Origin of the sequence: Streptomyces sp. CBMA29, from assembly GCF_014596445.1 — a bacterium.
Classification (GTDB): domain Bacteria; phylum Actinomycetota; class Actinomycetes; order Streptomycetales; family Streptomycetaceae; genus Actinacidiphila.
Genome location: NZ_MECL01000220.1, coordinates 59,296 through 80,470, shown reverse-complemented (window position 1 = coordinate 80,470; position 21,175 = coordinate 59,296). Strand labels below are relative to the sequence as shown.

The 21,175-nt window shown below is 69.9% G+C and carries 15 protein-coding genes; 9 read left to right on the top strand and 6 right to left on the bottom strand.

Going from position 1 to position 21,175, the window contains the following annotated elements; all coding sequences use genetic code 11:
- The first annotated feature begins 88 nt into the window (after positions 1–88).
- Positions 89–1,387: an SLC13 family permease gene (locus tag BGM09_RS29680; protein ID WP_188284800.1), complete on the top strand. Its 1,299-nt coding sequence runs from the start codon at positions 89–91 to the stop codon at positions 1,385–1,387.
- An 85-nt stretch (positions 1,388–1,472) separates the two neighbouring features.
- On the opposite strand, the gene BGM09_RS29675 is transcribed toward BGM09_RS29680, so the two are convergent.
- Positions 1,473–3,566: a cellulose binding domain-containing protein gene (locus tag BGM09_RS29675; RefSeq protein WP_317452945.1), complete on the bottom strand. Its 2,094-nt coding sequence runs from the start codon at positions 3,564–3,566 to the stop codon at positions 1,473–1,475.
- A gap of 495 nt (positions 3,567–4,061) precedes the next feature.
- On the opposite strand from BGM09_RS29675, the gene BGM09_RS29670 reads away from it, so the two are divergent.
- The 7 genes from BGM09_RS29670 (at position 4,062) to BGM09_RS29640 (ending at position 11,162) form a co-directional block, all read left to right on the top strand.
- Positions 4,062–6,602: a CBM35 domain-containing protein gene (locus BGM09_RS29670; protein ID WP_188284799.1), complete on the top strand. Its 2,541-nt coding sequence runs from the start codon at positions 4,062–4,064 to the stop codon at positions 6,600–6,602.
- A gap of 189 nt (positions 6,603–6,791) precedes the next feature.
- Entirely contained in the window at positions 6,792–7,058 is a 267-nt protein-coding gene (locus tag BGM09_RS29665) for a GlsB/YeaQ/YmgE family stress response membrane protein (RefSeq protein WP_188284798.1), read from the top strand.
- A gap of 74 nt (positions 7,059–7,132) precedes the next feature.
- Positions 7,133–7,303 carry a hydrophobic protein gene (locus BGM09_RS29660; protein WP_188284797.1) on the top strand — a complete coding sequence of 57 codons (171 nt, stop codon included), beginning with the start codon at positions 7,133–7,135 and terminating at the stop codon, positions 7,301–7,303.
- Between the two features lie 78 nt (positions 7,304–7,381).
- Positions 7,382–7,582, top strand: coding sequence for a CsbD family protein (locus BGM09_RS29655; RefSeq protein ID WP_188284796.1), 201 nt, complete (start codon positions 7,382–7,384; stop codon positions 7,580–7,582).
- Positions 7,583–7,916: 334 nt separating this feature from the next.
- On the top strand, positions 7,917–8,936 hold the full coding sequence (locus BGM09_RS29650; RefSeq protein ID WP_188284795.1) for a trypsin-like serine peptidase: 1,020 nt from the start codon (positions 7,917–7,919) through the stop codon (positions 8,934–8,936).
- Positions 8,937–9,074: 138 nt separating this feature from the next.
- Positions 9,075–10,757: an esterase-like activity of phytase family protein gene (locus tag BGM09_RS29645; protein ID WP_188284794.1), complete on the top strand. Its 1,683-nt coding sequence runs from the start codon at positions 9,075–9,077 to the stop codon at positions 10,755–10,757.
- Positions 10,758–10,979: 222 nt separating this feature from the next.
- The gene (locus BGM09_RS29640) at positions 10,980–11,162 is read left to right on the top strand and encodes a hypothetical protein (protein ID WP_188284793.1); all 183 of its coding nucleotides are present in this window, start codon (positions 10,980–10,982) and stop codon (positions 11,160–11,162) included.
- 336 nt (positions 11,163–11,498) lie between these two features.
- Here the strand turns inward: BGM09_RS29640 and cas6e are convergent, their stop codons facing one another.
- The 5 genes from cas6e to BGM09_RS29615 are packed head-to-tail and all read right to left on the bottom strand — an operon-like array spanning position 11,499 to position 16,680.
- Entirely contained in the window at positions 11,499–12,212 is a 714-nt protein-coding gene (gene cas6e / locus BGM09_RS29635; RefSeq protein ID WP_317452944.1) for a type I-E CRISPR-associated protein Cas6/Cse3/CasE, read from the bottom strand.
- 23 nt (positions 12,213–12,235) lie between these two features.
- Complete coding sequence (gene cas5e / locus BGM09_RS29630; RefSeq protein WP_188284791.1) at positions 12,236–13,144, bottom strand: type I-E CRISPR-associated protein Cas5/CasD; 909 nt, start codon at positions 13,142–13,144, stop codon at positions 12,236–12,238.
- Entirely contained in the window at positions 13,141–14,487 is a 1,347-nt protein-coding gene (locus tag BGM09_RS29625) for a type I-E CRISPR-associated protein Cas7/Cse4/CasC (protein ID WP_188284928.1), read from the bottom strand. Before BGM09_RS29625 ends, cas5e begins: the two co-directional genes overlap by 4 nt.
- Positions 14,484–15,077: a type I-E CRISPR-associated protein Cse2/CasB gene (gene casB, locus BGM09_RS29620; RefSeq protein ID WP_188284790.1), complete on the bottom strand. Its 594-nt coding sequence runs from the start codon at positions 15,075–15,077 to the stop codon at positions 14,484–14,486. The genes BGM09_RS29625 and casB overlap by 4 nt, the downstream gene beginning before the upstream one ends.
- Complete coding sequence (locus tag BGM09_RS29615) at positions 15,070–16,680, bottom strand: type I-E CRISPR-associated protein Cse1/CasA (protein WP_188284789.1); 1,611 nt, start codon at positions 16,678–16,680, stop codon at positions 15,070–15,072. The genes casB and BGM09_RS29615 overlap by 8 nt, the downstream gene beginning before the upstream one ends.
- Positions 16,681–17,605: 925 nt before the next feature.
- Here BGM09_RS29615 and BGM09_RS29610 point away from each other — a divergent pair.
- Positions 17,606–21,172, top strand: a complete 3,567-nt coding sequence (locus BGM09_RS29610; protein ID WP_188284788.1) for a hypothetical protein — start codon at positions 17,606–17,608, stop codon at positions 21,170–21,172.
- Positions 21,173–21,175 lie beyond the last annotated feature (3 nt).

Genomic DNA, 21,175 nt, shown 5'->3' with positions numbered 1-21,175 from the left:
CGGCGAATACGAGAGAACTCTCTTCGCTGATCGGGGGCACCGTCCGTGGTAGTCGTGTCGTGGATGCGGGCGAAATACGCGGTGCCGGATGAGTGACTGGCACGCGTGGGCGGCCGTCGCCGTCTTCTTCGGGACATACGCGCTGATCATCAGCGAACGCGTCCACCGGGTCGCGGCCGCGCTCGGCGGCGCCGGACTGATGCTCGCGATCGGCGCGACCGACGACGTCTCCGCCTTCTACTCCGAAGACTCCGGCATCGACTGGAACGTCATCTTCCTGCTGCTGGGCATGATGATGATCGTCGGCGTGCTCAAGCGCACCGGACTCTTCGAGTACCTGGCGATCTGGTCGGTGAAGCGGGCGCGGGCCCGGCCGTTCCGCGTGATGGTGATGCTCATCGTCGTCACCGCCACCGCCTCCGCGCTGCTGGACAACGTGACGACGGTGCTGCTCGTCGCGCCCGTCACCCTGCTGGTCTGCGAACGCCTCGCCCTGCCGTCCGCGCCGTTCCTGATCGCGGAGGTCTTCGCCTCCAACATCGGCGGGGTCGCGACGCTCGTCGGCGACCCGCCGAACATCATCATCGCCAGCCGCGCCGGACTGACCTTCAACGACTTCCTGGTCCATCTGGCGCCGCTGGCGGTGGTGTTGGTGCTCGTGCTGATCGGCCTGTCACGCGTGATGTTCCGCTCCGCGTTCCACGGGGACGCCGACCGCGCGCGGGAGGTCATGGAGCTGGACGAGCGCGAGTCGATACGCGACCCGCGGATGCTCAAGCAGGGCCTGGCCGTACTCGCCCTCGTCATCGCGGGATTCGTCCTGCACCCGGTGCTGCACCTCGAACCGAGCATCGTGGCCCTGCTCGGCGCGGGACTGCTCGTCGCGGTGTCCCGGGCGAACACCGGCGAGGTGCTGACCGAGGTCGAGTGGCCCACACTCGCCTTCTTCGCCGGGCTGTTCGTCATGATCGGCGGCCTGATCGACACCGGCGTCATCAGCCAGGTCTCCGACGCTCTCGCCAACGCCGTGGGCGACCGGGAACTCGGCGGCTCCATGCTGATGCTCGGCGCCTCCGCCGTCCTGTCCGGCGTCGTCGACAACATCCCCTACGTCGCCACGATGGCGCCCGTCGCCGCCGATCTCGTCCGCCACCTCGGCGGCGACCCCGACCACGTCATGTGGTGGGCGCTGACCCTCGGCGCCGACCTCGGCGGCAATGCCACCGCGATCGGCGCCTCGGCCAACGTCGTCGTGCTCGGCATCGCCGAACGCGCCCGACAGCCCATCTCCTTCTGGCAGTTCACCCGCTACGGCCTCGTCGTCACCGCCGCCACCGTCGCCGTATCGGCCCTCTACCTGTGGCTGCGCTACTTCGCGCTGGCGTGAACTGAGGCCGTACCGGAGGCCGTACCGGAGGCCGTACGGAAGGCCGTAACTGAGGCCGTACGGGGCGCCGTACGGGCCCGGGAGCTCACGTCGTCGTGCAGACCGTGCCGTTGAGGGTGAAGACGGTCGGCGGGGGCGCCGCGCCGTCGTTGGCTCCGGTGAAGCCGAAGGAGGCGGAGTTGCCGCCGTCGGCGGCGAGCGTCGCGTTCCAGTCGACCGGGGTGGCCACGACCTGCTTGCCGGTCTGGGTGACCTGGGAGTTCCAGAAGCCGGTCACGGACTCGCCCGCGCTGGGGAAGGCGAAGGCGAGCGTCCAGCCGGTGATCGGGCTCGGGCCGGTGTTGGTGACGGTCACCTCGGCGTTGAAGCCGTTGCCCCAGCCCCCGGTGGTGCGGTAGCCGACCCGGCAGGTCGAGTGCGCGGGGGTGCCGGTGCGTACGGTCACCGGGTCGGACGGCGCCGACAGCCGGCCGTTGGCGTCCCGCGCCAGGACGTTCCAGGTGAAGGTCGTACCGGGCGTGAGGTTGTTGACGGTCGCGGAGGTGCCCGTGCTGTCGGCCAGCAGCTCGCTGACCGTGCCGACCTGCCGGTAGACCTCGTAACGGGTCACCGCGCCGCCGGTCGACGGCGTCCAGCTCACGGTGGCGGTGGTGTCCCCGGCCGCGGTCACCTTCGGCGCGCCGGGCGCGGTCAGGGCCGAGTCCGTACCGGCCTTGGGGTGCAGGGTGACGGTGGTCAACGAGTAGGGCGGCAGCGTCTGTTGGGCGCTGTAGGCCGACGTGACGGTGTCGATCGCGGCGGCCTGGTCGCGGTAGGTGTCCACGGTCACCTGAGCCGACGTGTCGGGGGTGAAGCCGGTGTAGTGCAGGGCCACGGTCCGCGCGGCGGACGGGTCCTTGTTGATCAGCAGCACGCTCAGGTCGCCGTTCGCGCGGCGCACGGCGTGCGCCGCCACCGTCGCGGCGCTGCTGCCCGCGCCGACCATCCGGTCCCCCGGCCGCCCGAGCCGGCTCAGCATCTGGATCGCGTAATACGCCGGGAACGGCGTGTTGAGCGCGGGTTCGCACACCGTGCCGACGCAGTTCGCGCTGGACAGCACTCCCCAGTCGCCGTAATCGGTCGCGCCGTTGGGCGACGTCGAGATCTGCTGGGCGCCGTTGTGCGTGTCCCACCAGTCGACGGTGAACACCCCGTTCTGGAGGGCGGTCAGATACGCGTCCGCGCCGAACAGCGCGTTCGGCTGCGTGTCGGTGTCCCGGCCGCCGTTGACCTCGGTGAGCGCGATCGGGGTGTCGCCCGCGCCCGCCGCGTTCAACTGGTCCTTCAACTGGCCGAGTTCACCGGCGAGCTGCGAGGGCGTGTTGAGCATCTGCGCGGTGTCCGACGTGCTCGGGTACCAGTGCACGATCACGAAGTCGGCCTTGCCCGCGATCAGCGGGATCACCGTGTGGTTCCAGTCGGCGCTCTCGCCGTCGGCCATCACCCCGTCCGGCCAGTTGCCCGGCATGGTCAGCACGGCCCCGACCTTCACCGTCGGGTCCACGGCCTTCATCGCCGACACGTACTGGAGGACGTTGTTCGCGTACGCGGCGGGCGACGTGTCGGCGTGGTCGTCCTGCTCCCAGCCGGAGCCGTAATGCCCGTTCCCGTACAGCTCGTTGCCCACCTCCCAGAACTTCGCGCCGTACCCCTTGGTGACGTTGGCGTAGCGCACCCAGTCCGCCGCCTCCTGCGGCGTGCCGGAGCCGTAGTTCGCGATGAGCATCGGCTGGGCGCCGATCTTCTTGACCGTGCCCATGAACGCGTCGAAGTCTGTGCCGGGCGCCACGTATCCGCCGGGCGCGGTGTTCGTCTGCCAGTGGTAGAGGTCGCCGTACGAGCCGCCGGGGTAGCGCAGCATCCCGACGTCGGCGGCCTGGAGCAGGTCCTGGACCTGCGGCTCGTTCATCTGCGCGTCCCACACGGCGCTGTTGAGGCCGTACGCCGAGCCCGGGATCGTCCCCAGGCCCTCGTTGGCGTTGACGGTGACGTCCGCGGGCGCCGCGGGCGGGTCGTCGGCCCGCGCGGTGGCGCCGCCGAGGAGCAGTGTGCCGAGGAGCGCGGCGGCGGAGGCCGCGGCCACGAGCGGGCGGCGGCGCCCGCGTAAGGGCTGGGTGCCGGGGGGCATGACAAGACGCACGGCGTACTCACCTTCGGGAGGCGGGATGTGGGGGGGTCGTGCCGCGTACGCGTGGGAGCGCTCCCACAATGCGGGCGGCCACCTCCGCTGTCAATGGTTCGCACGCCCCGATCCAGGGCGGCGAGTGTGCGCGACGCGGGTCGCGCAGCGGTTCACGTACGCGGCCAATGCGCCAGGAGATGAATCGCGTGGAACCTCTCCCGCCTGACGACCCGAGAGGGTCGTTCACATACAAGAACATGTAACAACATGCTGACCGGAGAGCGCTCTCACCTGCGGCTTGTCGTCACGCCGGAGATGTTGGGAAATGTTTCCCTCGCGTGAGCCTTGACCTCAAAAGAAACACGACAGCACACTGTCCACCGCCGCCCCTGGCGGGGCGAAGGGCTCGCGCCACACACCGCATCGCATCGCATCGCATCGCATCGCATCGCTCGATCTTCCGGACTCGTCCGGCCCCCCATGACGACGAAACAGCGAGACGAGGAGCACTTCATGAGCGGATTCAGCCGTCGTGACTTCATCAAGGCCGCCGGTGTCGGGTCGGCCGCCGTGGCGTTACCGCTGGCAGGCGCGGCGGGGCGGGCGAGCGCGGGCACGGTCACGCCGACGGCGCTGCACGGGACGGTGAACGCGGCGGGCGCCTGGCAGGTGACGGCGGGCGTGCTGGGCTGGACGTTCAGCGGGTCGGTCGGGGCGGCCACCGGGATCGCCACCGGGTCGGGGACGGACGCGCTGGGCCCGTACACCGAGACGACGTTCACCTTCAGGTCGGGCGCGCGCAAGGGCGCGATCCGGGTGTACGACAGCGCGTCGTGCGTCATCTTCACCGACACGTACGTGAAGGCGGCGGCGAACGCGAATCCGTTCCCGACCCTGACCGGCTACCCGAAGCTCGCGCACAGCATGAGCCACCGGGCGTGCTTCGGGAAGTACCAGTTCAACACCTTCACCGGCGCGGGGGACAGCCCGTGGGTGTTCTTCGACGGCTCGGGCAACACCTTCGTGCTGTCGGCCGCCGACCACTTCCAGGAGGCGCAGACCACGCAGGCCGCGGACGGCTCCATCGCGGCGGGAGTGCTCGGTTCCGTCGCCACGCTGCCGGCCGGGTACACGCGCAGGACGGTCCTGTCGGTCAAGGCGGGCGTCGGCGCCTCGTACCACGCGTGGGGCGCGGCGCTGACCGCTCTCTCGGGCAAGACGCTGCCCGCCAACGACAAGGGCGCGATCCTCAACACGCTGGGCTACTGGACCGACAACGGCGCGGACTACTACTACAAGTACGACGCCTCGAAGGGGTACGCGGGCACGCTGCTGGCCGTACGCGACGAGTGGAAGTCCAAGAAGGTGCCCATGGGCTATATGCAGCTCGACAGTTGGTGGTACCCGAAAGGGCCGAACGCCGCCTGGAACGTCGGCGACGGCACGTACCTGTACGAGGCGGACAAGGAGCTGTTCCCTGACGGACTGGCCGCGTTCCAGAAGCAGTTGGGGATGCCGCTGACCACGCACGCGCGGTGGATGGACAAGTCGAGCCCGTACCACGGGCAGTACCAGTTCTCGAACGACATCGTCATCGACCCGAAGTTCTGGCAGAGCGTCATGGCCTACCTGAAGGACGGCGGCGTCACCGTCTTCGAGCAGGACTGGCTGTGCACCAACGCCAAGCCCGCGGAGAATCTGACCGACGCCGACGCGCTGTTCACCAACATGGCCGCCTCGGCCACCGCGAACGGCCTGGACATGCAGTACTGCATGGCGCTGCCGCGCGACTACCTCCAGAGCGTGCTCTACGACAACCTCACCACGATCCGGGTCAGCGACGACCGCTTCGACCGGCCGAAGTGGGACGCCTTCCTCTACGACTCGCAGTTCGCGGGCTCGCTCGGCGTGTGGCCCTGGGTCGACGTGTTCATGAGCGGCGAGATCAACAACCTTCTGCTGGCGAACCTCTCGGCCGGACCGGTCGGCGTCGGCGACGCGCTCGGCAAGGTGAACGCCGCCAACCTCGCCATGGTCGCCCGCCCCGACGGCGTCCTCGTCAAGCCCGATGTGCCGATCGTCCCGTCCGACGCCACGTACGTCGGCGACGCCGCCGGAACCCAGCCCGCCATGATCGCCAGTACGCGCGTGGCGCACGTCGGGCTCGACTACCGCTACGTGTTCGCGTACGCCCGCAAGACCGTCGCGCCCCAGCAGACCTACCAGGCGGAGAGCGCCACCTTGTCGGGCGCGGTGGTCGGCAGCGACAACTCCGGCTATACGGGCACCGGTTACGCGGACTACGTGAACGCGAGCGGTGACTACGTGCAGTGGACGGTACAGGCGCCCGCGGCCGGTTCGTACACGCTGACCTTCCGCTACGCGAACGCGACCTTCAACGACCGGCCGCTCGGCATCAGCGTCAACGGGGCCGCCGCGCGGAATCTGTCCTTCCCCGCCACCGGCTCGTGGACGACGTGGGGTGTCGTGGCTCTCACCGCCCAACTGGCCAAGGGCGCCAACACCGTTCGCGCCACCGCCATCGGCTTCAGCGGCGCCAACGTCGACTGGCTCGGCGTCACGCAGAGCTCCGTACCCACCGGCCCGTCCCAGACCGCGTCCTTCACCCTGGCCTCCCTCGGCCAGACCGGACCGGCCTACGCCTATGACTACTTCGCCGCCAAGGGCAGCCTGATCCCGCAGGGCGGTACGGTCAGCGCCACCGTCGGCACCGGCACGTACTGGGTCGTCGCGCCCGTCGGCGCCTCCGGTATCGCCTTCCTCGGCGACGCGGGAAAGTTCGTCTCGCACGGCGACAAGCGCGTCGAGCACCTCAGCGACGACGGCACCGTCCGCGCCACGGTCTCCTTCGCGCCGGGCGAGGCGCCCGTCACCCTCCACGGCTACGCCCCCCGGAAGCCCACGGTGGCCGCCACCACCGGCTCCGTCGGCGCCGTCAGCTACGACACCGGCACCAAGCTCTTCCGCTTCACCGCCACCGCCGACCCCAGCGCGTCGGGCGGCGACCGCGCGGTGCTCTCCATCACGCCCTGATTCCCGGGGACCGACCCGCGCGGAAAACGCGTACTCAGCGGGGCCGACCGGCCGGTCGGCCCCGCTCTCGCGTCCGCCCGGACATCGGCGCGCGAGATCTTCCGTGGGTACGCGTGTTTGAAAGGCGCGAGCCGGTAAAGGCGGTTGTCGACAGGGATTTTCCGGGGGACAGAAGGGGAAGAGGGCGTCGTGGGAATTCTCGCATGGATCATCATCGGACTGCTGGCCGGGGCTATCGCCAAGGCACTGATGCCGGGTCGCGACCCGGGTGGTGTCATCGTGACGATGATCATCGGCATTCTCGGTGGGCTGCTCGGCGGCTGGCTGGGCAAGGTCATCTTCCACGTCCACTCGATCAAGGGCTTCTTCCATCTGTCCACGTGGATCGCGGCCATTGTCGGCTCGCTGATCCTGCTGGTCATCTACCGCGTCGTGACCGATCGACGCCGCGCCTGAGCCCCAGGCGCTCGCGGCCCTGCTGATTGGCCGCTGAATCCCGGGGCAGAAGACACTTCAGGAGGTTGATCGTCATGGCACCGTTGCTCATCGTTCTTCTACTGGCGCTGATTCTCATCGGCGCGGGCTTCGCCGTGAAGCTGCTTTTGTGGATCGGTATCGTGGTACTGGTCCTGTGGGCGCTCGGATTCGTGGCGCGCTCGACCGGATCGAGTGGCAGCCGGGGCCGCTGGTACCGCTGGTAAGCGGCCGGGCAGCCAAGCGAAACAGGAAAAGCACCGGGAAAAACCGCACGGCACAGAGCCAGAAAAGAGGAATTCATCATGAGCGACAGTGACAAGGCGAAGGCCAAGGTCGACCAGGTGAAGGGCAAGGCCAAGGAGACCGTCGGTCACGCCGTCGGCAACGAGAGCCTTGAGGCCGAGGGCCGTGCCGACCAGGCCAAGGGCGATGCCCGTCAGGCCGGCGAGAAGGTCAAGGACGCCGTCAAGGACGTCTTCCACAGCAACAAGAGCGACGACTGAGGGCGCAAGCCCCCGCCTCGCCCCTCGCGCGCCCCCCAGGAGGATCACCTCCCGGGGGGCGCGCGCGTGTCCGCACACTCCCCCGCATACTCCCCCGCGCACCCCCCGCACAGTCACGGCCCGTCGCCCCACACGTACCACCAGCCACTCACATTCGGCTGAAGATGCCATGGACACGACACTCTTACGGAGTTAGCGTGGCACCCGCTCACGTTTCGGCAACGTTACGCAGGTGCGGTTGGACAACGTTGTCGAGGCGGATTCGAGTGGATTTCTGCACCACTGGCCCCACCACGCACTCCCCCTTCCCCCAAAAGGACTTGGAGTTGTCGCTATGAAGCGATCGGCTGCTCTCCTCGGCGCGTTAGCACTCGCCGCGACCGCCTGGACGGCGGGCACGGCGCATGCCGCGCCGGCCTCGCCCGCGGGCGTCCGTCAGACGTCCGTCTCCGCCGCGCAGCAGAGCGCGGCGGAGCGTTTCTGGACACCCGAGCGCCTGCGCGGCGCGAAGGACGTGACCAACGCGAAGGACATGACCGGTCTGCCCGCCGCGACGGGCACGGCCGCCGCCCGTACGACGGCGGCGCCCGCCACCGCGGGTCCCCGCCTGGCGGTCCCGCCGGTCGCGGGTCCGAGCACGACGGCGGGCGGCGAGGTCACGCCGATGTCCTCGCCCACCGCGTGGAACGGCGGCGGCCTGATCAGCACGACCGCGGGCAAGGTGTTCTTCCAGAACTCCTCGGGCGGCACCTTCGCCTGTTCCGCGACCGTCGCCAACGCCGACAACAAGTCGGTGGTCCTCACCGCGGGCCACTGCATCGTCAACGCGGGCACCGGCGAGTCCTACCAGAACTGGGTCTTCATCCCCGGCTACAACCACGGCAACCGCCCGTTCGGCACCTTCTCCGCCCGCGTCCTGTACTGGTGGTCCGGCTATGTCTCGACCGGCGGCAACGCCAACTGGGACTTCGCCTACGCGGTGGTGAACACCGTCAACAACCGTTCGCTGGTGGACACCGTCGGCGCGGAGGGCATCGCCTTCAACTCGCCGACCGGCCAGCACGTTCACTCCTTCGGCTACGGCGGCTCGGACGCCGAGGGCAACGGCGAGCAGCTCAACCACTGCGAGGGCACGGAGTATCCGGACGCCGGGCGCGGCGACTCCACGATGTGGGGCATCGACTGCGTGCAGTCCGGCGGCTCCAGCGGCGGCGGCTTCCTGTCCAACTTCGACACGGGCGCGGGCACCGGCTACCTGGTCGGCAACATCAGCGTCAGCTCGGGCAACAACGAGTACCACCCGTATCTCGGCGACGAGGCCCTGACGACGTATCAGGCGGCGGGTGCGGCCTGATCCCCAGGCATCGGTGATGTCAGGGAGTTCGCGCCGGGCGGGAGGTTCCCCGCCCGGCGCGAGCGCGCACCGAGGCGTGAACCCGGCATTCACCTGTCGTCGGCGCGCAGTTCACCGGTGACCGACAGGTTCAAGACCATGACATCACGCACTTCAGGACGCTTCTCCCGCAAGCGCGCCCGGATCGTCGTCGCGATCGGCGCCACCCTCGTCGTGGTGGGCACGGGCACGGCCGCCGCCCACACCGCGGGCTGGATCTCGGCTCCTTCGCACGACTTCGGCGCGAGAGCCGACACCTTCTCCGGCCACGGCAGGGTCACCGGCAACGTACTGCGGAACGACGTCGGCGCGACCGCGGTCGTACGGCACACGGACCCGTCGGACGGTACGGCGACGGTCGACGCGGACGGCTCGTTCACGTACACCCCGCGCCCCGGCTTCACGGGCACGGACACCTTCACGTACACGACGACCGACGCCGTGCGGCTCTTCAAGGACACGCGGCGCGACGGGTCGGCGCTGCCGCCGCTCGCCACGGTCGCGGGGCCCGGCGGCACGACCACGCGCATCTCCGGTGAGGGCTACGGCTCGTCGCTCGCGCCGGTGCCGGGCAGGCCGGGGCACTTCTACGGTCTGACCGACCGCGGTCCGAACGCCGACGCCCCCGACGGCAACAAGTCCGAGATGCTGCTCGACTTCACGCCGCAGATCGGCGAGTTCCAGCTCGTGGACGGCAAGGCGAAGCTGCTCAGGCAGGTCACGCTGAAGGGCCCGAAGAGCCGGGGCGGCGTCCACTACAGCGGCCGTCCGCCGCACGACACGAGCGAGACGATCGACGACGTCAACGCGACGAACGCCAACGGCGGCAAGCCCGTTCCCGTCGCCAAGGACCCGTACGGCTACGACTCCGAGGGCCTGGTCGCGCTGCGCGACGGCACCTTCTGGGTCTCCGACGAGTACGGCCCCTACATCACCCACTTCGACGCCGACGGCTACGAGTTGGGGCGGCTGACCCCGTACCGCGACAGCGCCGACAACGCGTTCCACAAGATCGTCGGCTATCTGCCGGCCGAACTCGCTTACCGCGTCAAGAACAAGGGCATGGAGGGCCTGACGGTCACGCCGGACGGCTCGACGCTGGTGGGTGTCATGCAGTCCGCGCTCCAGCAGCCGGACCTCGGCAGCACGAAGGCGACGAATGTCGCGGCGACCCGGATCATCGCGGTCAACCTCCGTACGTACAAGGCGAAGCAGTATCTGTACCTGCTGGACAACCCGGCGACGACGGGCGCGGCGAACAGCGAGATCACCGCGCTGTCGAGCACGAAATTCCTGGTCGACGAGCGTGACGGCAACTACGAGCCGTTCGCCTCGAAGACGCTCTACCAGGTCGACATCAACGGGGCCACCGACGTCAGCGGCCTGACCGTCGGCGGCAAGTCCCCCGAGGCGCTGGTCGGTACGGGCGGCACCAACGCGGCTCTCACCGCCCTCACGGCCGCGGGCGTCAACGTCGCCCAGAAGCAGCCCTATCTCAACGTCGGCACCCTGGTCAGCCAACTCGACCCCACCGGCGCCTTCTTCGCCCACGACAAGGTCGAGGGCGTCGCCACCGCCGACGCCGGCCGGACCCTCTACCTCTCCAACGACGACGACTTCGGCATCGACACCATCGCCGTGGACCCCGACGGCACCTGGACCGTCCACCAGAAGGTCCTGCCGCCCACGTCCAAGCCCGACAACGGCGAGATCCTGAAGGTCGACACCACCAGGCTCCCCGCGGTCCTCAAGACCGTGACGGTGACCATCCGCGTGCGCTGACCCGCACCGCCGTACGGCCTCGGGCCGCCCGTTCGGGCAGGCGGCCCGAGCAGGCGGCCCGGCGTTCTCCCTCGACCGAACGGGATGTGCCGATACGATGACGGTCCGTGAGGCAGCCGGGGCCGGTGGGGGGCGGGGCGGGATGGATCCGTTGGTGTTGGCGGCGGGGACGCCGAGACGGAACCGCAGCTCGCCGCGGACTGGCAGCGCAGGTTGCAGCGCATGCTGGACGCGGACCCGGCTCTGGCCGCCGAACTGCGCCGGGTGCTGGACGAGTTGAGCCCGCTCGCGGCGCCGACGACGCCCGGGACCACGATCACGCAGCGCGCCACCGTCTCCGGCCGCGGCAACCGCGTCTTCCAGGCGGGCGGCAGCATCCACCTCCCCGATACCCCCGACGCCTGACCCTACGGCCACGCCATCGCGCACCCGCGACTGCGCGCGGTGCTCAGGGGCCGCCGGGTCCTGGTCGGGCCGATGACCGAGGACGAGTTGCGCGCCGCGACCGTCGCGCCCGCCGAGGCGACCCGTCGCTCGCCGCCCCGCTCGACCTGGCCTCGTACCGGATGCGGCCGGGCGACGACAAGTACGCCAACCTCCTGTCCTGGGCGAACGGCCCGCTGGCGACCCTGGCGCCGGGCGCGACGAGCGCGCTGGCCTTCAGCGGGGACGGCAGGCGGATGGCGACCAGGGCCGCGGACGGCTCGGTGACGGTGTACGGGGTGCGGTGCCCGATCGTCTTCAGCGGACCAGGATCAGTCCGCAACTGTAGGCGCGGGCGTGGCCGATGCCGTGGGTGAGTGCGGCGACGAAGACCTGGGGATCGGTAACGGTGAAGGTCCCCTTGATCTCGGCGCGGGCGATGCGGAGACCCTTGTGGGCTGCCGTGCTGGAGACCTTCGGGAGGATGTGCAGGGACAGGCGGTCGGTGTCGGTGTCGGCGCCGATCCTGGCCACGCCGTCGGGGGCGACGGCTGGTTCACCGGCCGGCTGGAGGCGACGGGCGAACCACGCCTTCACGTGTTCGGGTCGGGTGTGGGCGACACGGGTGCCACGCGTCTTCTCTGGTGCCCCAGAGGCGGGCGGACGACTGCGGACGGGATTGACGACCATACGGAATGCGACGTGCTCGCCGACCCGGAAGGTGCGGTCGATCGTGAGGGTGTGCGGCGGCTCGGCCAGCGCGCCCCGGGGGATGCGGCCCCAGTCGCCGGCGATGCCCGACTGCACCACGAGGGAGAGCTGGGCGGCACGGAGGTCGACGGTCCAGGTCGACAGGATGCCCATCTGGGAACGGGCGTCGAGGCTGCCGTTCTCCACCCAGCCCGTGAAACCGCTCATGACGGTCCTGTGCATGTCCTGCGCGTCGATCAGCGACTTGGCGGTGAAGGGATGCCGGGCGTCCAGCGTCAGGAGGGTGTGCGAGGTGACGAAGCGGGCAGCCGTGCCTGGCACGGCGGGAACGGTGGGCTGCGTGTTCACGGGATGATGTCCCATTCGCTGGCGTGCGGGGCGATGGTGATGCGGTGGCGGGTCTCCCACCGAAGGCCGTGGACAGGGCCGTCCGCGTCGAACCGTACGGGCTGGTCGTGGACGGGTCCGACGCCGGGAAGGGGCGTCGGGCTCTCGATCCACGCCCACGTACGGCTGCCGGTCGTCGAAGCGCTGTCGGTGCCGTACGCGGGCAGGAGGGATGTCGTCCCGAACACCTCCTTCAGGTCGCCGGGGACGATACCCAGCGCCAAGTCACCTGACGGCGGGCAGGATTTGCGGCCGAGCCAGAGCAGTCGCCGCGGATGCTCCAGGGCGTGTGCGACCCGTTCCAGGAGCGCGCGGTCGCTGTGTTCCAGACCCACGAGGAAAGCCGCGTCGGCGAGATACCAGCGCTCGGTGATCATGGCGTTACGGCGGACCTTGCCCGGAACGAGCGCGCCCGAGACCGGGTCAGCGCTGATCAACTTCGGTGCTCCGTACCAGCTTTCCAGTCCGTGCCGCCCGAAGGGCTCAGGGGTGCGGTCCGCGGCGGTCGTGGTCGTACCGGCCGTCTCCGTTGCCCCTTCCCTCGCCGCTTCCATGGCGGCCTCCACGGCCGCTGCCCGGCGGTGGTCGGTGGCGAGGTCGCGGGGGCGGATCGGAAAGGTCCCTCCGCCGACCGTGTGGTAGTCGCGGAGCGGGGTGCCGGGGTGGTCAGCGCGGACGCCGAAGAGGACCGTGGCGAGTTCACCAAGAGGCTCTCCCCGCTCCAGGCCGAGGGCCGCCGCGCAGAGCCCGATGACACCGGACTTGGTGGGCCGGGTGTGGGTGTCACGACGCGCGAACCGGCTGGACAGGCCCCAGGACTGCAAGGGCGCGGCCAGCCGGATGAGCAGGACGTGCGGCTGCGTCATCGAGTGAGGTCCTCGATCTTCTCCACCACGGTCGCGGACACCGCCGGATCCCGCTCCGCCAGCAGGTCGTCGATCAGGGGATCGTAGGTGAGGACCCGCGCGGTGCGCAGATCGTCGCGGCGGCGGCTGACGAAGGCGTGGTGCCGCAGGAGCCGCCGGACCGCCGCGGGACCTGCGGGGCCTTCGCCACCGGCGCTCTCGGGCGACTCGTCGACGGGCAGTTGGAAGGCCGCCGCGTAGTTGTAGGGACGCTCGCCCTCGAACGCGAGGACCAGCGCCGGAAGCGAACCGGTGGACGCGGTGGAGTTCTTCTTGGCCTCGGGAAACGCCTCCACGAAGGCGTTCACGAATTCCTTCTCGGCGTCGACCGCCGCTTCCTCCGCCTCGGCCTCCGTCATCCCCGCCACCCGCAGATTGAGCCGGAGTTGGGTGCGGTCGAGGACCGCGTGCCGGTAGAAGGTGCCGGAGATCAGCGACTGGTACCCGGTCATACCGGCGCCCGCGTCGTCCGCCGCGTCGAGAAAGCTCAGGGCGTTCCGCTTACGGTCCAGCTTCGCGTCGTCGGCCGCCGCGTAGAAGTCCTCGATCTGCTCCGCCTCGTGAACGGTGAAGGCGTGGCCGCTCTGCACTGCCCCGTCGACATTCGGTGAGTCCGCGATCTCGGCGAGGAAGCGCCCGTACAGCGCGATATCCACCGCGTCGCGAGGAGCGATGGCAAGGAGGACGGCGTCACGTGTCGCCTTGGGGAGGGGCGGAAGCGCCGTGGACGCGGGCTCGGCGGCGGGCTGTTCCTCGGCGGGCGGGGTGTCCGCCTGCGATTTGGCTCCCCGGCGGGGCTTCTTCGCCGTCGCCGCTTCCTGCGCAGAGAGATAACTGTCGCGCCACTCCCTGAGATCGTCGGCGTGTTCAGCGATGTGGGCGGCGATCCTCGTGTCAGCGTCGGCCGGAGCGAAGATCAGCACCTTCGTCAGGTTGGCCACGGTCTTCTTCTTGAGGTCACCGAACTTCAGGCCGCTCGCCTCGATGATCGCCCGCGCCGTGACGAGTGCTTCCTGCTTGTCCCAGCCGTGCGCCGACTCCAGCACCCTGCCGGTGAGGATCGCCCACTCCCGCGTCCGGATTCCCATGCTCCGGCCCGCGAGCGCGCCGAGGCCCGCGTTGGCACGGTTGCGGGCGTGGACACGTTCCGCCCGCCTGCGGGCCTGGCTGGTGATCATGTGCCGTTCGGCCCCGCCGTAAACCAGACTCTTGGGTTGTCCGTTTTCATCCCTTACGGGCAGAACCGCGACGAGCGTCTCGAGGAGGTGCAGGGAGAGGAACTGGCTTCGAGCGTCCTCGGTCACGTGGTCGCGTCCTTCCGCGTCGTCTGCTTGCTCTGCTGCTCCACCCGGCTCCGCGTCGGCGGAGTGTGGAACTCGACCGACCACTGGTAGGCGATACGCGCCGTGCGGTCGTTCCATCGGATCAGGTCCTCAGTGAGCTGGGTCCAGGAGGGCGGGGCCTGTTCACAGGCCCGAAGCCGGGTGACCGCGTGCTGGAGGTGTCGCCATGGGACGCGACGGCTGGCCACGATCCGGTCGAGGAGGCGTTGCGCCCCCGGATTCTCCGGCCCGCGTTCGGCACCGTCGCCGATCCGCCGGGCCGCAGCACCGAGGCTGCCGTAACCGTACGAGGGCGCCTGGCGGCCCTGGTGGTAGATCGCGAAGAGAAAGGCCAGCCGCTCGAACAGCTCGCGGTGGTCGTCGCCGCCGTACCAGCCCGCCCTGATATGGGCGTTGGTCGGCTCCTTGACACGGCGCAGGTCGGCGAGCGTGCCGTACTCGCGGTTGCGTACGAGGGTGGTCAGCCAGTTGGTGAGGGCCACGCTGTCGTGCGGGAATGCGGTGGGCTCGGCGGTGACGGCGGGTTCTTCGAGACCTCTGTCGTCAGTCATGCGCGCTCTCCCCTCGGAGTTCGGCGGGGGCCCTGTCGCCGGTCATGTCGTCCTCGAAGCGCTGCTCGGCGCGCGCTCGCGCGATATGGCCCCGGTGGTTGGGCGGGAGGGAATCGAGACGGTGGATGAGGAAGCCGCGGGCCGCGGCCAGCAGTTTGCCCGCGTATTCGATCAGGGGTTCCGAGACCGGATCGTCGTCGTCCTGCGCCCCCGCCTCGATCACCTCTTCCAGGAGGTCGTTGAAGGGTTGGGCCGCCGCAGGCCAGAATTTCCACCGGGCGTCAAAACGCGCCAACTCGTCGCTGTCATCGGCGGCGTGCACCGCCGGATAGGCGTTCTCCAGTGCCACGACAGCCGCACGCTTCAGGCTGAACGCCACGTACTCGGCGATGACCGATCCACGGAGGGACGCGCGGTACAGGTGCCGGGCCATACCCGGGGCGTAGGGATAGCTGCCCTGAGTCCAGGCCATCGGCAGCGACTTGTTGGCGAGCAGCCCCACCGCCCACATGTAATAGGGAGCGCGTCGGCCCTTCTTCTCGTACCGCAGCGAACGCAGACGCGCGTACAGCCCGGTCTCGGCGTCTTTCACCGCACTGTAGAGCGCGTGGGCATCCAACCAGAGAGCCCTGGTCGGGGACGGCCACAGAGGCTTGACCTCCCCGTTCAAGGCCGTGATGGGCACCGCGTCCTGGAGATGGCGCTCCGTGTCCAGTTCAAGGACCTCACCGGCGCCGATGAGAACGCGGTCCACGACGGTTTGACCGCCGGGGCCGTGGCTCGGGCGCAGGAGGATGGAACGGCCGAGCGCGCTGTGGAGGTCCGCTGAACCCCTCGGCACCCTGGGCTTGGCCTTCTTGTCGAAGCCCCTGCGCTTGATCGCGCTGCCCGTCCACGACATGTTCATCGGTTCGCCCGGACCCTCGGGCGGATAGAGGTTGAGCCGCAGTGTCTCGCCGAGAGTGCTGCCGAGGGCAACCACGCGGATACGTCCTTGCAGGCGGCCGGTGGACAGGTTGGTGACGGTCGGCCCAAGTCCCTCCCCCTTGCCCGAAATACGGCCACGGCCGTACGGGGCGTACGCGTGCTGCGTGAGCATGGCGCGGAAAGCTTCAGCGACTGGGAGGGGATCACCACGTTCGAGGTGGTGATGATCGAAGAACTGGTTGTAGTCACCGACGCGTTCGATGAGCAACTGGGCGGTTCCCGTACCGCTTTCACCCATGGACGCGGCAAGCATGCTGTTCTGCCCCAACGGCGTTGCCGGACCGAACAGATCCCAGGCGTCGTCGGGTTGCTCCGCCAGCCGCTCGGCCGCCTTCGCGAAACCGCGCTTCTCGATGATCCACGCACGCCACTCCTCGTCCGAGGACGGGCAGACACTTGTGGCGAAGCAGATGGCCATCAAGTACTCGATGACGGCTACGGTTTCGCCCGGCGTAGCGCAGTTGATCGCACTTAGGTCATCGGCCTTGGAGAGAAGGGCGCACAGCGAGTGGTGGGCGGTGGCACCGTCGAGGGTCACGGTGGGAATGCACGGCTTATACCGGGGGTCCCAGCTAAGTCGCTGCTCAGCAGGCCCGTTGGTGAGCGCTTCGGACAATGGCTGGCTACCGCTTTCTGGTCCAGGGCCAGCGGGGCACGGCAGTGACGTTCTGGAACGATGAGGACACTAACAGTTGATAGTCGGAACGGTGGCGGTTTGAGATGACCCGCCGCCTCCGGCGGGGGAGGCGGCGGGCGGCCGTCCCGGCTAACGCGGGGAGGAGAGGAGCCCAAGCAGGGCTGATCACCCAGACCGCCGTCCCCTCACGAGGATCCTGAGGGTGGAGCGGGCGTCACGGCGGCGTTCTGGGGTGCGGGCGAGGACTGAGGCGAGGGCGACAATGGACAGAAGGCTTCCGTAGAGCAGACCGATGGTGGCGGTCAGGGCGGCAGCGCTGTGGAGCAGTTCGGGGAGCAGGGGCACGGTGGCGACCTTCCGTCCGGGGCCCGGGGCGGGCTGGTGTGGCGATGGGTCCAGCGTCGGACAGGGAGGCGGTGCACCGGAAGATCCGGACCTTCGCAGAAGCACGATCGACACAGGTCAGAGCAGCAATCTTTGACGAGGACGCGCAGGAGGCGGAGTTGCGGTGACGGACCCCGGTGGAACAACACCGCATGAGCGTTTCGGCGCCATGGTGCAAGAGCTGCTGACGGCTTCGGGGCTGAGCGAGCGCGAGGCGGTACGCGTTAGGGGAGGGGAGGCGCCAAGCCCAACCGCCCTTGGGAGTTGGCGCAAGGGCAAATCGGCCCCTGCCTCGACGGCGGAGGCAGAAGCCCGCTTCTGGCACCTGGTGAGGAAGTTACAGGCGGCCGTCGGTCGCGCCGTCTTCAGCGATGCGGACTTGGAGGCTGCGCTCCGGGCAGCCCAGCGGGAAGGTGACAGGAGGCAGCGCGAGGCACACGCCCTTCCGGATCACCCCGCCCGGAAGGGCGCCCCCTTCGTCCGGCCCCACCTGTCGGGCCAGGGAGTTCGGAACGGTCTGGTGGGGCGACGGGCCGAGCGGGAGGTGATGCTCGGCTTCGTCCGCGACTCCGCGCCGGAGGCGCCTTCGTACTTGTGGTGGTACGCGCGTTCCAGGGTGGGGAAGACCGTCATGCTGGCCGACTGCGTGAGGAGGCCGCCGCCGAATGCCGATGTGCTGAACTTCTTCGTGTCCGAGGCGAGCGGCACCAACACCCGTGCGGCCTTCATCACCGAGATGGGCCAGCAGGTCCGGGCGTTCCTGCGGCGGAGCAAATCTTCCCTTCCTGACCCCCATGACGCGGCGGGCTGGTCGCGCCTGTTCGGCGAGGCGGCCGCGAAGAGTGCCCGGCACGGAAGGAAGCTCCTTCTCGTGGTCGACGGCCTCGACGAAGACGCGGCGTGGGGCTCCGTCGGCCGGAAGGACGGCGAGAGCATCGCGGCGCTGCTTCCCGTCGAGCCCGCCGCCAACCTGCGAATCATCGTCTCCAGCCGGGGAGTTGCGCGCCTTCCCGACGATCTTCCGGCCGGGCACCCGCTGCGGCTGCGGGAGTGTCTGCGCGCGCTGGGGGCATTCGAAGGAGCCGAGGAGAACGGCAGCGCGTCAAGAGAGGCGGCGGAGCGGCTGCGCGGGAACGACCTGGGCAGGGCGGTGACGGATCTGCTCGCGGTGGCGGGCGGGGGCCTGCGCGTAGAAGACCTCGCGGAGTTGACCGGGGCGCCGGTCGACGATGTGGACGGCCTCCTCCGGAGCGCGGACGGGCGCTGCGTCGTATCGAGCGAGCCGGTGACCGATCCGGCGGCCGAGACGTACGGGCTGAGTGATCCGGAGATCGTCTGTTCCGTGCGGCAGGAGCTCGGGGACACCGGCGTCGCGCACCACGCCGGGTTGTTGCACGCCTGGGCCGGGCGTTGGCGGGTCGAGGGCTGGCCCGACGGTACGCCGCCGTATCTGCTGACGGACTATCTCCGGCTGTTGGACGACACCGCTGTGCGTACGGAGTACGTTCTCGACGCCCGTCGGCAGGTGCGGCTCGCCGCGATGGCCGGTCACGACGTCGCCCTCGCGCAGATGGAGGCGCTCGGCTCGGAGGTGGGCGAGGGGGCCACGAGCCCTGAACACCTCGGGCTGGCCCTGCGGTTCGCCGCCTCGCGCGCTTCGATGCTGCGCGAGGCACGTCAAGTGCCGTACCGGGCACCGGTGCTCTACGCCCGGCTCGGCGACACGGCGCGCGCCCGCGCGTTGGCCCGCTCGGCGTCGAATCCCGTGGTCAAGGCGGCGCGACTGGCGCAAGTCGCCGCGGAGTTGAGCCGCGCGGGGTCGGAAGAAGCCGCCTCGATCGCGCAGGAGGCGGTGAATTGGGTGGCGCGCGCTGACCGCGTACGCCCCGGCCCGCCCGAAGTAGGCGTCGCGTACGCGGAGATCGCCGAGGCCGCTCACGAACTCCACGCGCACCAAGAGACCGAAGCCGCGTACGCCCTGCTGAAGGCAGTGGTCCTGAGCGGGGAGGCCGATGTCGAGACGCTGATCGCGGCGGTGAACACCCTGCCGGAGGAGGGCGACCGGAGCTGGCTGAGGGCGGTGGAAGCGCGGGTCGACGATCTGAGTGCGGGTAAGCCGAAGGCTCTGGCCGCCGCGGTGGACATCCTGGCCGCCATCGCCAGCAACGTTCCCAGCCGCGCACCTGACTCCAGGAATCGCATCAAGGCGATCTGCGAGGACGTCGATACGTCGGACGGACTGATGACGGTCGATGTCCTCTCGCTCGGCGCCTCAGCGTTGAAGAGCCGCAAGACGGAGGCTCTTCCCCTTATGAGGCGGGCTCTGGACCACCTCACCGCCGCGCTGGCCGCCCCGGACGAGCTCTCCGCCGCTGATCAGGCCCACCTGCGACGGGAGATCTCCACCACGCTCGTCCGCCTGCATCAGGCCGCCGTCGACAACCGGATCGACCAGAACTCCCTCGGCAGGATCGAGGAGTTGGTGGCGAAGCACCGCGAGCGACTGCGCGCAGGCGTGCTGGGCGACGACCTCGCGGAGCGGATGGAGGCGGACAACGCGGAGGCCAGGCAGCGCAGGGCCGCGGAGAAGGCCGCGTTCAGGGCGATCGAGGAGGAGGACCGGAAGGAGAGGAGAAGGCAGAAGGATCTCGGCCGTGCGGAGGCGGACAAGGTCAGACAGGAGTGGAAAGAGAGAAAGGCTCGCGGGGAGGTGGCACCGCGGGGGCGGACGGAGCCAGCGGTCGATTCGCCGAAGCAGACCGACACCACCCAGCGAACCAACGGCGTCGAGCCGTCCGACCCGCCCAGACCCCTACGGCGTCGCCTGCGCGCCTCCGACTTCCCGCAGGACCATGACGATCAGCCCGGTGACGGCTTCGACCCGCCCGAGCATGTGGCGCTGCTCGGCCAGGCCGAGCGGTTGCTGGCGGACGGCAACCTCCCGCTCGGCCGCGGGCGTCTGGAGGAAGCTCTGCGTCGCTCGCCCGTTCCGGCGGGACGGGTCACCAGCGACGGCGGTTGGCCGCTGGCACTCGCCCAAGCGCTTGGCGCAGCAGGGGAGTTGGCTCGGGCGGACCAGTTGCTGACGGCGGCGCCAGAGCCGGAGAGCCGGGCTCGGTACCTGGCGGCACTGTCGCTGGGGTGCTCCCAGGGCGGATACGACAGCGCCGCGGTGGCGTACGCGAAGGAAGCGGCGCGGCTCGGTGGCGACCTGCATGATCCCGCGCTGCGCGGTGCGATCGCTCAGGCGCTCGCCCACGCCGGGGAGGCCGCCGCCGCGGTGGGGATGGCGGAGCGGAAGGATCCCGAGGACGTCGATAAGCCCGGCCGCCGGGTACAGAACAACCGGTCGCTGATCGCGGTAGCGGCCGGGCTCGCCCGCCGAGTGCCCGAGGCGGCCGCGAGCCTGGTCGTCCAACAGACGGAGAAGGCGGGCGGCCAGTACCCGCTCCTTCGGTCGGCTGAGCTCCTGCTCGGTTTTCCGGATGTGCGCCGGCCAGGGCTGGCGTGGTGCGAGGCGATGCGGCAGGTCCTTGACGAATTCGCCGAGGAGCCCCGGCAGCAATGGCACGCGCCGTCGTTGGCGGTCCTGGCCCTGCTCCTACGGCTCGGCTGCTGTCCGGCGCCGGACGTCCTGGCCGACGCGACGGCTGACCTGCGACACACGCTGTCGCGGGACCAGCTCCCCTACGCGGAGCTGGCCGTCCTCGAAGCGGTGGAGGGCGATGTCGCCGAGGCCAGGCGGCTCGCCGAGGCGGCGGATCCGACGGTGCGGGTCGTCGCCCTGGCCGCCGTCGCGACGCACCTCGCGGGCGCCCCCGTCGCACTCTCCGTCGATCCGTCGTCGCAGGACGCCGCGGTCCGTCTCTGCCTCGCGCTCGCCCATGCCGCGGGTGACGGCACCGCACCGGACGGCACGACGGCCATGTCGGTCGTCGGGAAGCTGGTCGCGGGCGCGGGCGCGGGCGAGGGCGAGGGCTGGACGTACGCGATTCCGCTGCTCCCCCGGCTGGCGCCCGAAGCACTGGGCCCTTTGTCGGAGCTGGCCCGAGCCCACGGCTTCGTCGGCGTGGGGGCCGGTAGGTAGGGT